The 12,737-nt window shown below is 74.8% G+C and carries 9 protein-coding genes; 4 read left to right on the top strand and 5 right to left on the bottom strand.

What is annotated here, in order from left to right; translation table 11 throughout:
- The first annotated feature begins 96 nt into the window (after window positions 1–96).
- Complete coding sequence (locus LWC33_RS02285; RefSeq protein WP_233302445.1) at window positions 97–612, top strand: MSMEG_0567/Sll0786 family nitrogen starvation N-acetyltransferase; 516 nt, start codon at window positions 97–99, stop codon at window positions 610–612.
- Between the two features lie 144 nt (window positions 613–756).
- Here LWC33_RS02285 and glmS read toward each other — a convergent pair whose 3' ends face one another.
- The 5 genes from glmS to LWC33_RS02260 form a co-directional block, all read right to left on the bottom strand.
- Window positions 757–2,595, bottom strand: coding sequence for a glutamine--fructose-6-phosphate transaminase (isomerizing) (glmS, locus tag LWC33_RS02280; RefSeq protein WP_233302444.1), 1,839 nt, complete (start codon window positions 2,593–2,595; stop codon window positions 757–759).
- 48 nt (window positions 2,596–2,643) lie between these two features.
- On the bottom strand, window positions 2,644–2,949 hold the full coding sequence (locus tag LWC33_RS02275) for a hypothetical protein (RefSeq protein ID WP_233302443.1): 306 nt from the start codon (window positions 2,947–2,949) through the stop codon (window positions 2,644–2,646).
- Between the two features lie 261 nt (window positions 2,950–3,210).
- Window positions 3,211–7,107 carry an ABC transporter ATP-binding protein gene (locus tag LWC33_RS02270; protein ID WP_233302442.1) on the bottom strand — a complete coding sequence of 1,299 codons (3,897 nt, stop codon included), beginning with the start codon at window positions 7,105–7,107 and terminating at the stop codon, window positions 3,211–3,213.
- 77 nt (window positions 7,108–7,184) lie between these two features.
- Window positions 7,185–8,036 (bottom strand): hypothetical protein, encoded by an 852-nt coding sequence (locus LWC33_RS02265; RefSeq protein ID WP_233302441.1) that lies wholly within the window; start codon window positions 8,034–8,036, stop codon window positions 7,185–7,187.
- The gene (locus LWC33_RS02260) at window positions 8,033–8,941 is read right to left on the bottom strand and encodes an ATP-binding cassette domain-containing protein (RefSeq protein ID WP_233302439.1); all 909 of its coding nucleotides are present in this window, start codon (window positions 8,939–8,941) and stop codon (window positions 8,033–8,035) included. The genes LWC33_RS02265 and LWC33_RS02260 overlap by 4 nt, the downstream gene beginning before the upstream one ends.
- A 152-nt stretch (window positions 8,942–9,093) precedes the next feature.
- Between LWC33_RS02260 and LWC33_RS02255 the strand changes: the two genes are divergently transcribed.
- The 3 genes from LWC33_RS02255 to LWC33_RS02245 all read left to right on the top strand — a co-directional run bounded on the left by LWC33_RS02255 (window position 9,094) and on the right by LWC33_RS02245 (window position 12,643).
- Window positions 9,094–10,680 (top strand): long-chain-fatty-acid--CoA ligase, encoded by a 1,587-nt coding sequence (locus tag LWC33_RS02255; RefSeq protein WP_233302437.1) that lies wholly within the window; start codon window positions 9,094–9,096, stop codon window positions 10,678–10,680.
- A gap of 31 nt (window positions 10,681–10,711) precedes the next feature.
- Window positions 10,712–11,743, top strand: coding sequence for an LLM class F420-dependent oxidoreductase (locus LWC33_RS02250; RefSeq protein WP_233302435.1), 1,032 nt, complete (start codon window positions 10,712–10,714; stop codon window positions 11,741–11,743).
- 78 nt (window positions 11,744–11,821) lie between these two features.
- Window positions 11,822–12,643: a hypothetical protein gene (locus LWC33_RS02245; protein ID WP_233302434.1), complete on the top strand. Its 822-nt coding sequence runs from the start codon at window positions 11,822–11,824 to the stop codon at window positions 12,641–12,643.
- Window positions 12,644–12,737: the final 94 nt, after the last annotated feature.

Below are 12,737 nucleotides of genomic sequence, written 5' to 3'. Positions count from 1 at the left end.
GTGCTGCCGGCGCAGGTCGGGCTTGCAGGAGATGGCAGGGAGGGGCGGGCGACCGGCGCCGGGCGACCGGGAGCGACCCCGTCGCGGATCCGGCCCGTGCGGCCGGTCAACGTGCTGGTCGGCGTCGACCCGGTCGTCTGTCGCCCGGCCACCGACACGGCCACGTGCGCCGCCCACCACGCGATCCGGCATGCGGTGTTCGTGGCCGAGCAGGGCGTGTTCGCCGACTCCGACCTCGATGCACACGACGCCCGGGACGACGTCGTCCACGTCCTGGCCACGCACCTCGGCCGCCCCGCCGGTACCGTCCGGCTCTACCCGGCCGGCCGCCCTGGCGAGTGGGTCGGCGACCGCCTCGCCGTGCTCCCCGGGTTCCGCTCCGCCGCGATCGGCGGCCCGCTCGTCCGCTTCGCCGTCGAGGCCGCCGGCGCCCGCGACGGAACGCGCATGCGCGCCCACGTCCAGCTGCCCAACGAGCGCTTCTTCCACCGCCTCGGCTGGAGCACCGACGGCCCGGTCGAGACCTACGTCGGCCACCCCCACATCCCCATGAGCACGCCCCTCGCAGGCCCGACGACCCCCTGGCTCGCGGGGCCGGGGCGCGCGGCCTGAGGTCACGCCGAAGCACCCGTCGGACGATCCTGGAGGACATCCGCGCGCGGCTCGACCGCCTGGAGCGCGGCACCGTGTCCTGAGGCCGCAGAGCAGTGCGCCCCGCCCGGGAACGGGCGGGGTGCACGGGCGAGGAGCGACCGGCTACTCCACCGTCACGGACTTGGCGAGGTTGCGCGGGCGGTCGACGTCGCGCTCCAGGGCCACGGCGGCGTGGTAGGCGAGGAGCTGGAGCGGCACCGACATCAGGATCGGGTCGAGCTCGGGCTCGCTCTGCGGGATCACGATGGTGCGGTCGGCGAGCTCCGCCGAGAGCTCATGGTGCGCCAGCGCGACGACGGGGCCCTTGCGGGCACGGATCTCGGCGAGGGTCGAGACGTTCTTCTCGTGGAGGTCGTCGTCCGGGACGCAGGCGACCGTCGGCAGCTCCGGGCTGACCAGGGCGAGCGGGCCGTGCTTGAGCTCGGCGCTGGCGTAGGCCTCCGCGTGCACGTAGGAGACCTCCTTGAACTTCTGCGCGCCCTCCTTGGCCACTGGCCAGCCGCGGCGGCGGCCGATGAACAGCACGCTGTGCCGCTGCGCGATCTCCCGCGCGACGGCCTCGATCGTGCCGGTGCGCTTCTCCGTGTCGAGGATCTCCTCGATCTGGCCGGGCAGCGCCATGAGACCGTCGAGGATCCGCCGGCCCTCGGTGGGCGCGAGGTCGCGCATGCGGCCGAGATGCACCGCGAGCAGTGCGAACGCCACGACCGTCGAGGTGAACGACTTGGTCGCCGCGACGGACATCTCCGGGCCGGCGTGGATGTAGATGCCGCCGTCGACCTGGCGCGCGATCGTCGACCCGACGACGTTGACGATGCCGATCACCCGGCCGCCCTTGCGCTGCAGCTCCTGCACCGCGGCCAGGGTGTCGACGGTCTCGCCGGACTGGCTGACCGCGACGTAGAGCGTGTCCGGCTCGACGACCGGGTTGCGGTAGCGGAACTCCGAGGCCGACTCCGACGTCGCGGGCATGCGGGCCAGGTCCTCGATCAGCTGGGCGCCCAGGTCGCCGGCGTAGCAGGCCGAGCCGCAGCCGAGGATCTTGACGCGGCGGAACTCGCGCGCCTCGCGCACGCTCAGGTTGAGCCCGCCGAGGTGGGCGGTGCTGAAACGCTCGTCGATGCGCCCGCGGATGGCCCGCTCGATCGAGCGCGGCTGCTCGGCGATCTCCTTGACCAGGAAGTGCGCGTGGTCGCCGATCTCGGCGCCGACGACGTCCCAGTCCACCTCCGACGGGGTCTTCGCGGTGGAGCGGGCGTCGATCGTGAAGGTCCGGTAGCCGCCGGCGGTGATGGTGGCGAGCTCGCCGTCGTCGAGGTAGACGACCTGACGCGTGTGCCCGACCAGCGCCGCGACGTCGCTCGCGACGAACATCTCCTTCTCGCCGATGCCGAGGAGCACGGGCGAGCCGTTGCGGGCGACGACGATCCGGTCGGGGTGCGCGGTGTCGACGACGGCGATGCCGTACGCGCCGACGACCTGGCGCAGGGCGTAGCGGACGGCCTGCTCGAGGTCCTCGGCCCCGCCGGTGGCGAAGGCCGCGGCGACGAGGTGGGCGACGGTCTCGGTGTCGGTCTGCGAGGTGAAAGTGACGCCGTCGGCCTGCAGCTTCGCGCGCAGCTCCTCGGCGTTCTCGATGATGCCGTTGTGCACCACGGCGATCCGGCCGGCGCTGTCGACATGCGGGTGGGCGTTGTCGACGGTGGGCTCACCGTGCGTGGCCCAGCGGGTGTGCCCGATGCCGGGGGCGCCCTTGAACCGCGCGGGCAGGTCCGCCTGCAGGTCGGCCACGCGGCCGCTGACCTTGCGCACCTTCAGCTGGCCGCGCTGGATCACAGCGATCCCGGCCGAGTCGTAGCCGCGGTACTCGAGCCGGTTGAGGCCCTCGATCAGGATGGGCGCCGCGTCCTGCGCGCCCACGTACCCCACGATGCCGCACATCGGTGTTCCTCCTCGTCGTCGCCGGCGCTGCTCAGGACCGACGCTCGCTCAGCCGTACACCAGTCGCCGGAGCTGACGCGCCGACAGCGGCGGGGGTGCCACGCGTCGCGCGTCGAGCTCGTCCCGGATCACGGTGAAGATCCGGTCGTTGCGGAGCCCGCGGGTGCGGAGCTCCGCGTGCCGCCGCCGCACGAAGTCCTCGGTCGGCTCCGCGAAGTAGTCGAGCACCTCGTCGACGACACGGGCGGCCTCGCCCGGGTCGAGCGCGGTGCTGCGGACCAGGTGCCGCACCAGGTCCGGGTGCGGGCCGGTGAACGCATCGGGGTGCGTCGAGCGGTCCGGGGCGGCAGGCACGAGCGAAACTGTGCCGGATCAAGCCCCGAAACGCCAAATTCCTGCCCGATCTCGGGCAGGAATCCATCAAAGCTGCGTACGGACGGCGCAGTGGCCGGCCTCCACAGGGGAAATCGGACGACGAGGGCCCGCCCGTTACGCCCCGAGCGCCGCCCCGGCGGAGCGGGCCGGGGGCACGGGTGCGCGGAGCGGGCCGGACGGAACGGGCCCGGAAGTGCGGGTCGGGCGGAAGGGACCGGCCGAACAGGCCGAGCGGCGCGGTCAGGCGGACCGGGCGGCGGAGAGGTCCTCGGTCCCCGCGTCGGCGGCGGGCTCCAGCTCGCCCGCCCGCCACAGGGCGGCGTACCGCCCGTCGGCCTCCAGCAGCTCGGCGTGTGGGCCCTCCTCGGCGATCCGCCCGGCGTGCAGCACGACGATCCGGTCCGACGCGGCGGCCGTGGCCAACCGGTGCGCCACGACGAAGGCGGTGCGCCGCGCCGTGAGCCGGTCGCCCGCGGCCAGCACGGCCGCCTCGGTCGCGGGGTCGAGCGCCGCCGTGGCCTCGTCGAAGATCAGCACGTCCGGGTCGACGAGCTCGGCGCGGGCCAGCGCCACGAGCTGGCGCTGCCCGGCGGAGAGCCCCTGGCCGCGCTCGCCCACCGGGTGCCGGAAGCCGCCCGCGAGGCCGCGGATCATCTCGAGCGCCCCGACGGCCCGGGCCGCCGCCTCGACCTCCGCCGGCGTGGCACCGGGGCGCCCGTAGGCGATGTTGGCCGCGACGTCGCCGGTGAACAGGTGCGGCTCCTGCGGCACGTACCCGAGCCGGCGGCGGTAGCCCTCGAGCGGGTAGCGCCGGACGTCGACGCCGTCGATCAGCAGCTCGCCCTCGCCGACGTCGTAGAAGCGGGCGAGCAGCTTCACCATGGTGGACTTGCCCGCACCCGTGGCCCCGACCAGCGCGACCGTCTCGCCGGGGCGCACCCGAAGGTTCACGTCGGCGAGCGCCGGCTGGTCGACGCCGGGGTAGCGGAAGGTGATCCCGCGCAGCTCCACCTCGCCGCGCAGGCGCTCCGGGACGGCGGCGGCGTCGGACTCCGGCGCCGCGGGTACCGAGGTCGGCGTGCGCAGCAGGTCCGCGATGCGCAGCAGACCGATGCGCGCCTGCTGGTAGCCGTCGAACACCTGGGAGAGCTGCTGCACCGGGGAGAAGAACAGCCCGAGGTAGAGCAGGAACGCGGTGAGCACGCCGGGGGTGAGGTCGCCCGCGGCCACCCGCGCGGCGCCGACGCCGAGCACCGCGGCCTGTGCGACGTCGGAGAGGAACGCGACGCCCGGGAAGTAGGTCGCGATGTAGCGCTGCGCCCGCATCCGGGTGCGTCGGTAGGCGTCGCTGCGGGCGCCGAACGCCTCGGCGCTGTGCTCCTCGCGGACGAACGCCTGCGCGACGCGCACGCCGGTGACGTTCTCCTGCATGTCCGCGTTGACGACGCTGACCCGCTCCCGGGCCTCCGCGTAGGCCCGGGACGACAGCCGCCGGAACACGACGGTGGCCACGAGCAGGATCGGCAGCACCGCGAGCGCCACCAGGGCGAGCTCGGCGTCCGTGACCAGCAGCGCGACGGCCACGCCGACCAGCGTGAGCAGGCTGACCACGGCCTGGGCGAGCCCGGTCTGCAGGAACGTCGACAACGCGTCGACGTCCGTGGTCATCCGGGTCATGATCCGCCCGGACAGCTCGCGCTCGTAGTAGTCCAGCCCGAGCCGCTGCAGGTGCGCGTAGCTGCGGGTGCGCAGCAGGTAGAGCAGGCTCTCGCCGGCCCGCGCGGTGACGACGGTCTGCGCGGCGACCACCAGCGCGTCGGCCAGCACGATCCCGATCCCGATCAGCGTTGCGATCAGCAGGACCTGCGGCACCCGGGCGGTGATGCCGCCGTCGACCGCGTACCGGGCGACCGACGGGAAGGCCAGGGTGGCCAGCGCGTCGAGCGCCACGAGGAACATGCCGAGGGCGAGGGTCCACCGCACGGGTCCGAGCAGCCGACCGAGCCGGAAGCCCGGGTCGGGCGCGGCGGGGTCGACCCCGCCGAGGCGCGGGGTCTCGGTCGCCGGTCCGAGCTTCGCCACGGCGGCGAGCAGCTCCGGGGTCGCGGCGATCCCGCCGACCATGCCCGACGCCCCGGGCCCGGTGCGGGCCTGCGGACCGCCGGCGCGGGCCGTGCCCGCCTGCGCCGCCGCGGCCCGGAGCCCCCGGTCCGCCGCCGTCTCGGCCCCGACCTCGGCCGCCTCGTCCTCGGGCCACAACTCGGGAGTGACTCCGCCGGCAGGCACGGCCACGGCCGGTGCGGCCGCCGGCAGGGGCGCGACCTCGGGCTCCGGGACGGTGCCGGCCTGCTCGACCGGATCCGGCCCGTCGGCCGCCGACTCCGCGCCGGTGGCCAGCAGCTCGCGGAACAGCGCGCACCGCCCCCGCAGCTCGTCCTCGGTCCCGACGTCCACGACCCGGCCGGCGTCGAGCACCGCGATCCGGTCGGCGAGCGCGAGGGTGGAGCGCCGGTGCGCGACGAGGATCGTGGTCCGCCCGGCGGTCAGCTCGCGCAGCGCCTCGTGGATGGCGGACTCGGTGGCGGTGTCGACGGCGGAGGTCGCGTCGTCGAGCACCAGGACACGGGGGTCGGTGAGCAGCGCGCGGGCGAGCGCGATCCGCTGCCGCTGCCCGCCGGAGAGCGTGAGACCCCGCTCGCCGACCTCGGTGTCGTAGCCCTCGGGCAGCGCCTCGACGAACGTGTCGACCTGCGCGGCCGCGGCGGCGGCGCGGATCTCCTCCTCGCTCGCGTCGGGCCGGCCGTAGGCGATGTTGGCGCGGATGCTGTCGGAGAAGAGGAAGGCCTCCTCGAACACGACGCCCAGCTCGGCGCGCAGGTCTCGCAGCCGCAGCTCCCGGACGTCGACGCCGCCGATCCGCACGGCCCCGTCCCACGGGTCGTAGAAGCGCGGCAGGAGCAGCGCGACCGTGGACTTGCCGGAGCCCGCGGTGCCGACCACGGCGAGGGTCTCCCCCGGCTCCGCGCGCAGGGACACCCCGTCGAGCACCGGCCGGCCGGGCTCGTAGCCGAAGCGCACCGCGTCGAGCTCCACCCCGACCGGGCCGGCGGGCAACGCCCGCGGCGACGACGGGTCCTGCACGTCCGGCTCCTCGTCGACCAGGTCGTACACCCGCTCGACGCCGGCGCGGGCCAGCTGCGCGCTCACGACCAGCGACCCGACCAGCCGGGCCGGCCCGACGAGCTGCGCGACGTAGGTGGTGAAGGCCAGGAAGGTGCCCAGCGTGATCGATCCGTGCAGCGCCATCAGCCCGCCGATGCCGATCACCGCGACCTGGCCGAGCGTGGGCAGCGCGAGCAGCACCGGGTTGAGCCGGGCCGTCATCCGCGCGGCGCGCATCCGCTCGCCGAACAGCCGGCGGGCCAGCCCCTCCAGCCGGCCGACCTCGCGGGCCTCCTGGCCGAAGCCCTTGACCACGCGGACGCCGGTGACGGTCTCCTCGACCTGCTGCGCCACGTCCGCCGCGCGCTGCTGCGCCGACCAGGTGGCCGGGAACAGCGAGCGCCGGGTGCGGCTGGTGATGTACGCCGCCAGCGGCAACATGACCAGCGACACCACGGTGAGCAGCGGGGACAGCCACAGCATCGCTGCGACCGACGCGATCACGAGCGCGACCGTGCCGGCGGACAGCGGCACCATCGACAACAGCCCCTGCACCTGCTGGAGGTCGGTGATCGCGCGCGAGGCGACCTGACCGGTGCGCAGCGCGTCCTGCCGGCGCCCGTCGAGCCGCTGGACCGAGGCGAACACCTGGCGGCGCAGGTCGTGCTGGACGTCGAGCGCCATCCGGCCGGCGAGGTAGCGGCGCAGGAAGGACGCGGTGAAGCGGACGACGGCGAGTCCCAGGATGGCCAGCACGATCGGCAGCAGCACGTCCGTGATGCCGCGCACCGCGTCGTCGACCGCGACCCGGGTGAGCAGCGGGCCCAGGGCGTCGAGGCTCACCCCGAACACCGACGCGACGAGCGCACCGACGGTGACCCTGCGGTGCCGCAGGCACTCACGGCTGAGCCGGCGCAGCCATCCGGTGGGCCGGGTGCCCGGGTCGGGCGAGGTGGTGGGGAGCGGGTCGGGCACGGACCCAGGTTAGGACGCGGGTCCGACACTCCGCCGCTCGATGACGTCGTCCCTGGTCACAGGACCTGCGAGACCGCTCAGGTCACGTCCCGGCGCCCGCCGACGACCCACGCCACGGCCAGCCCGGCCCCCGTCCACACGAGGAGCACGAGCAGCGCGCCCCACGCCGGCGGCGGGCCGGCGACCCCGGCCAGGCCCTCGACGATCGACGACGCGAACCGCCCGCCGAGCTCGCGGGCGGGCAGGTCGTAGAGCGCGATGTCGCCGGCGTTGGCGGGCAGGAAGGAGGTGAGCCGGGCGATCGCCGAGGGCGCGCTGCCCTCCTCGGTGCCCGACCGCAGGATCAGCGAGACGAGGTTCTCCGCCGCGAACACGTAGACCAGCAGCACGACGACGGCGCCGGCCTGGTTCACGAGCACCGTCCCGAGCGCCACCCCGAGGACCGCCCAGAGTGCGGCCACGACGATCCCGACGACGCTCAGCATCACGATCCCGCCGACGGACGGCAGCGGCGCCGCACCCTGCCCGAGCAGGCCCGCCAGCAGGCCGAGCACGATCGCGAGCAGGGCGTACGCCGCCCCGACGCCGGCGGCCACCGCGGCCTTCGCCAGCAGGGTGGGCACCCGCCCGGCCAGCAGGTAGGTGGTGGTCGCGGTCCGGTGCCGGAACTCCGCCGTGGCCAGCACGACGCCGTGCAGCGCCGCGAACACCGTGGTCAGCGACAGCGCGTAGGCCAGCGACGCCAGCAGGATCCCGGGCAGGCCGTCGCCGACCCCGGCGACCGCCGAGCTGAACAGGCCGCCGAACAGGTTCACCATCACTGCGAGCAGGCCCACCGGGATCGCGAGCGCCCACCAGGTGCGCACGGACAGGGCCTTGAGCGCCTCGGCCCGCAGGACGCCCGCGGTGGGGAGCAGGTCGGTCGTCACGCCACGCCTCCGCCGGTCAGCCGCAGGAACATCGCCTCGAGGTCCGCCCGCTCCTCGACCAGCCCGTACAGCGCCACGCCGGCGGCGAGCGCGGTGTCGCCGACGAGCACCGCGTCGGCCGCGACGGCGAGCCCGCCGTCGGCGACGTGGTCGATCTCCAGCACGCCGCGGGCCGCGAGCGCCTCGGCCAGCCGGACGGGGTCGGAGCAGCGGACGCGGACGGCGGGCCGGCCGTGCAGCCCGTCGGCCGGCCCCTGGTAGACGCAGGTGCCGCCCGAGATGACGACGAGCCGGTCCGCGGTCTGCGCGATCTCCGCGAGCTGGTGGCTGGAGACCAGCACGCTGCGCCCGGAGTGGGCGAAGCCGCGCAGGAACTCCCGCAGCCAGGCGATGCCCTGGGGGTCGAGGCCGTTGCCCGGCTCGTCGAGCACCAGGATCCGCGGGTCGCCGAGCAGCGCGGTCGCCAGCGCGAGCCGCTGGGCCATGCCGAGCGAGTAGCCGCCGGCGGCGCGGTCGGCGGCGTCGATGAGCCCGACGAGCGCCAGCACCTCGTCGACCCGCTGCTCCGGCGCGCCGACCGCCGAGGCGCAGACCTGCAGGTGCCGGCGGGCGGTGCGGGCCGGATGGGCGCCCTGAGCCTCCAGCACCGCGCCGACGACCCGGGCGGGTCCGGTCAGCTCGGCGTACGGGGCGCCCTCGACCAGGGCCGACCCCGCGGTCGGCGCGACCAGGCCGAGGATCGCGCGCAGCGTCGTCGTCTTGCCCGAGCCGTTGGGCCCCAGGAAACCGGTGACCGCCCCCGGCTCGACCGCGAACGACAGCCCGCGCACGGCCTCGACCGTGCCGAACCGCTTGGTCAGGCCGGAGACCTCGATCCGGCCGCTGCCGTCGGGTTCGCGTCCCACACCTCTCCTCACGCTCGCCGGGCCCCATCCTGCCCCCGTCCCGCCCGTCGTGGGCCCTGGGGTGCATCCGTGCGGTTCGTCCCTCGATTCCGGTTCTCCCCGACGCTAGAGTGACGCGGCCCGTGATCCACCTCACGCACCCGGGAGCACCGATGACGCTGTCCCCCGACCGTCCCGCCGACGTGTCCGGCCTGCTAGGACGCTGGGCCGCCGAGCGGCCCGACGCCGAGGCGCTGCGGTTCCAGGGCGTGCGGCGCACGTGGGCCGAGCTCGACGAGCGGGTCCGCCGGCTGGCCGCGGCGCTGCGGGCCGCGGGCGTCGGGGCCGGCGACCGGGTGGCCGTCCTCGACCTCAACCACCCCTCCTGCCTCGAGCTGACCCTGGCGTGCGCGCGGATCGGGGCGGCCAACGCCGTCGTCAACTTCCGGCTGGCGCCGCCGGAGATCGTCCACGTGCTCAACGACTCGGGCGCTGTGCTCCTGCTCGTCGGGCCGGAGTTCGTGCAGGCGGCCGAGGCCCTGCGGGGCGAGGCCCCGGCCCTGCGTCGGGTCGTCCGCGCCAGCGGGGACGACGGCGGCGGGGACGAGTACGAGGCCTGGCTGGCCGCGCACGAGCCCGAGACCGGTCCGGCCGAGGTGGACCCGGACGCCTGCTTCGTGCAGCTCTACACCTCGGGCACGACCGGCTTCCCGAAGGGCGTGATGCTCACGCACCGGGCGATGCTGGCGCACTCGACCAACGTGGCCGAGAGCTTCGAGGTGGACCACGACGCCGTCGTCCAGGTGGCGATGCCGCTGTTCCACGTGGGCGGCACCAGCTACGCGCTGCTCGCGATCCACTTCGGCGCGCGGATCGTGATGCTGCGCGTGCCCGACCCGGCCGCCGTGGTCGAGCAGTTGGCGGGCGAGCGGATCACGCACACCTTCCTGGTGCCCGCGCTGCTCGCCGCGATCGCGCAGGTCCCGGGCGTCGGGACCCGTGACCTCTCGGCGATGAAGGTCCTCTCCTACGGCGCCTCGCCGATGCCGCTGCCGGTGATGCGGGCCTGCCTGCCGCTCTTCCCGGGGCGGATGCACCAGGTCTACGGCATGACGGAGGCGTGCGGCGTGGTCACGGCGCTGTCCGCGGCCGACCACGAGGACCCGGCGGTCGCGCACCGGCTGGTCTCGGCCGGCACGCCGATCCACGGCGTCGAGATCGAGGTCCGCGACCCCGCGACGGGCGAACCGGTGCCCACGGGCGAGCCGGGTGAGATCTGGGTGCGCACCGCGCAGCTCATGGCCGGGTACTGGCGGCAGCCGGAGGCGACCGCCGCGGCGGTCACACCCGACGGCTGGCTGCGCTCCGGCGACGGCGGGCACCTCGACGCCGACGGCTACGTCTACGTGACCGACCGGGTCAAGGACATGATCGTCAGCGGCGGGGAGAACGTGTACCCGGCGGAGATCGAGCGCGTGCTGGCCGAGTACCCGGGGATCGCCGACGTGGCGGTGATCGGTGTGCCGGACGACCGGTGGGGCGAGGTGCCCCGCGCGATCGTCGTCGCGACCGCGGACGCGGAGGGGGCCCGGCTCGACGAGGCGGCCGTGCTCGCCCACTGCCGCGCGCACCTGGCCTCGTACAAGTGCCCGAAGGGCGTGGAGGTGGTGGCCGAGCTGCCCCGCAACCCCACCGGCAAGATCCTCAAGAAGGACCTGCGCACACCCTTCTGGTCGGGCCGGGAGCGGCGGACGGTGTGAGGGAGCCCGACCATGTGACAGTCTCACTGTCATGAAGCTCTCGACCCAGCTGCCGTACAGCGACGACCCGGTGGCGGGCGCCGCCCGCATCGTCGAGCTCGAGAAGGCCGGGCTCGACGTCGTGTGGGTCGCCGAGGCCTACAGCTACGACGCCGTGTCGCTCATGGGCTACCTCGCCGCGCGCACCGAGCGCCTCGAGATCGGCTCCGGCATCCTGCCGATCTACAGCCGCACACCCACGCTCACGGCGATGACGGCCGCGGGTCTCGACGCCCTGTCCGGCGGGCGGGCGATCCTCGGTCTCGGGACCTCCGGGCCGCAGGTGATCGAGGGCTTCCACGGCGTGCCGTTCGACAAGCCCATCGGCCGCACGCGCGAGGTCATCGAGATCTGCCGCGCGGTCTGGCGGCGCGAGCGCATCCAGCACGAGGGCATCTACACCATCCCCGTGCCGGAGGGCCGGGGCACCGGGCTCGGCAAGCCGCTGAAGCTGATCAACCACCCGCGCCGGGCCGACATCCCGATCTGGATCGCGGCGCTCGGCGACAAGAACGTCGAGATGACGGCCGAGCTCGCCGAGGGCTGGCTCCCGCACGCCGTCGTCCCCGAGCGGATGCAGGAGGCGTTCGGCGCGCCGTTGGCCGCCGGCCTGGCCAAGCGCGCACCCGAGCTCGGCCCGCTGCAGATCACCGGCGGCGGCTTCCTCGCGATCGAGGAGGAGATGTGGGAGCCGGCCCGGCAGGCGGCGCGGGCGATGTTCGCGCTCTACGTCGGCGGCATGGGCGCGCGCGGGAAGAACTTCTACAACACCGTGATGCAGCGCCAGGGGTGGGCGGACGCGGCGCGGACGGTCCAGGACCTCTACCTCGACGGGCGCAAGGAGGAGGCCGCTGCCGCGCTGCCCGACGAGTTCATCGAGAAGTCGACGCTCATCGGGCCGCCGTCGTTCGTCAAGGAGCGGATCGCGGCGCTGCACGAGGTCGGCGTCACACACCTGCAGGTCAACCCGGTCACGAACGACGCCCCCGGGGTCCTCGGCCAGGTGCGCGAGTGGCTGCCGTGACGCCCGGGTGAGCGCCGGACGGTCACGCGAACCGGGGGTGGTGTCACGGGCCGTGTCGGACCCGTTCCACAATGCCGGGTGAACCTGCCGACCTCCGGGAGCTGCGTGGTGCCCGACCTGCCCGTGCGCACGTCCGACGAACCGATGGAACCGGACCAGTACCGGTACATCGCGACGCACGCGTGGTGGATGGGGACGTTCATGGGCCCCGACCCGGCCGAGCCGGTGCACGTGCACCTGTCCGAGCACCTGCTCCAGCAGTGGATGCCCGCGGTCCAGGACGCCGACTGGCTGCTCGACCGCGAGCTCACCGGGCGGGTCACCTGGCTGGCCGGCTCCGGCGAGGCGGCCGACGACGCCGGCTTCGACCTGCGCGAGGCGTGGCCCACCGGCCGATTCCGTGCGAAGTACGGCGACTTCTACGCCGAGCTGCACGACTCCGCCCCGCACCGGCGCGCCGGGAGCTGGGCCACGCCCACCCCCGAGTTCCTGGCCCTGCTGCCCCGCGACCCCGCCGAGCTCCTCGCGCGGCTACTGGCCGACGCCCCGCAGGGGCGCACCTACACCGGGCCCTTCCGCAGCGCCGTCGACGCCCTGCGCACCTGCTCGGTCCCGGCCGACCTGCGCGCGCCGCTCTACGCCGCGCTGCTCGAGCTCCCGGCCGTCACGCTCGTCGACGAGGTCAAGGACCTCGACGGCAACCTCTGCCTCGCACTGGTGCACGACACCGGGCCCACCCGCACCGAACTCCTCGTCGACCCGGTCGACGGGCAGTACGCCGGCGAGCGGGACACCCTGCGGCGCGACTCCTCGTGCGGGCTGGTCGAGGGCACCGTGATCGCGGAGACCTCCGTGCGCACGGCCGTGGTGCCCGCGATCGGCGCCCTCCCGGTTTTCTGACGGGACCGGACGGGCACCCGCCGGGCGGAGGTCACAACGCGACCGAGCACATATCGGCTCCCTTCCGGGGAGGACTACCCTGGGACGGCGGTCA

Source organism: Pseudonocardia terrae (assembly GCF_021343995.1).
Taxonomy (GTDB): Bacteria; Actinomycetota; Actinomycetes; order Mycobacteriales; family Pseudonocardiaceae; genus Pseudonocardia; species Pseudonocardia terrae.
This window is presented reverse-complemented; position numbering and strand designations above follow the sequence as displayed.

Coding starts and splice junctions, on each gene's coding strand:
- glmS (WP_233302444.1), bottom strand. CDS start 2,595: ATGTGCGGCATCGTGGGGTACGTGGGCGCGCAGGACGCGGCGCCCATC.
- LWC33_RS02255 (WP_233302437.1), top strand. CDS start 9,094: ATGACGCTGTCCCCCGACCGTCCCGCCGACGTGTCCGGCCTGCTAGGA.
- LWC33_RS02250 (WP_233302435.1), top strand. CDS start 10,712: ATGAAGCTCTCGACCCAGCTGCCGTACAGCGACGACCCGGTGGCGGGC.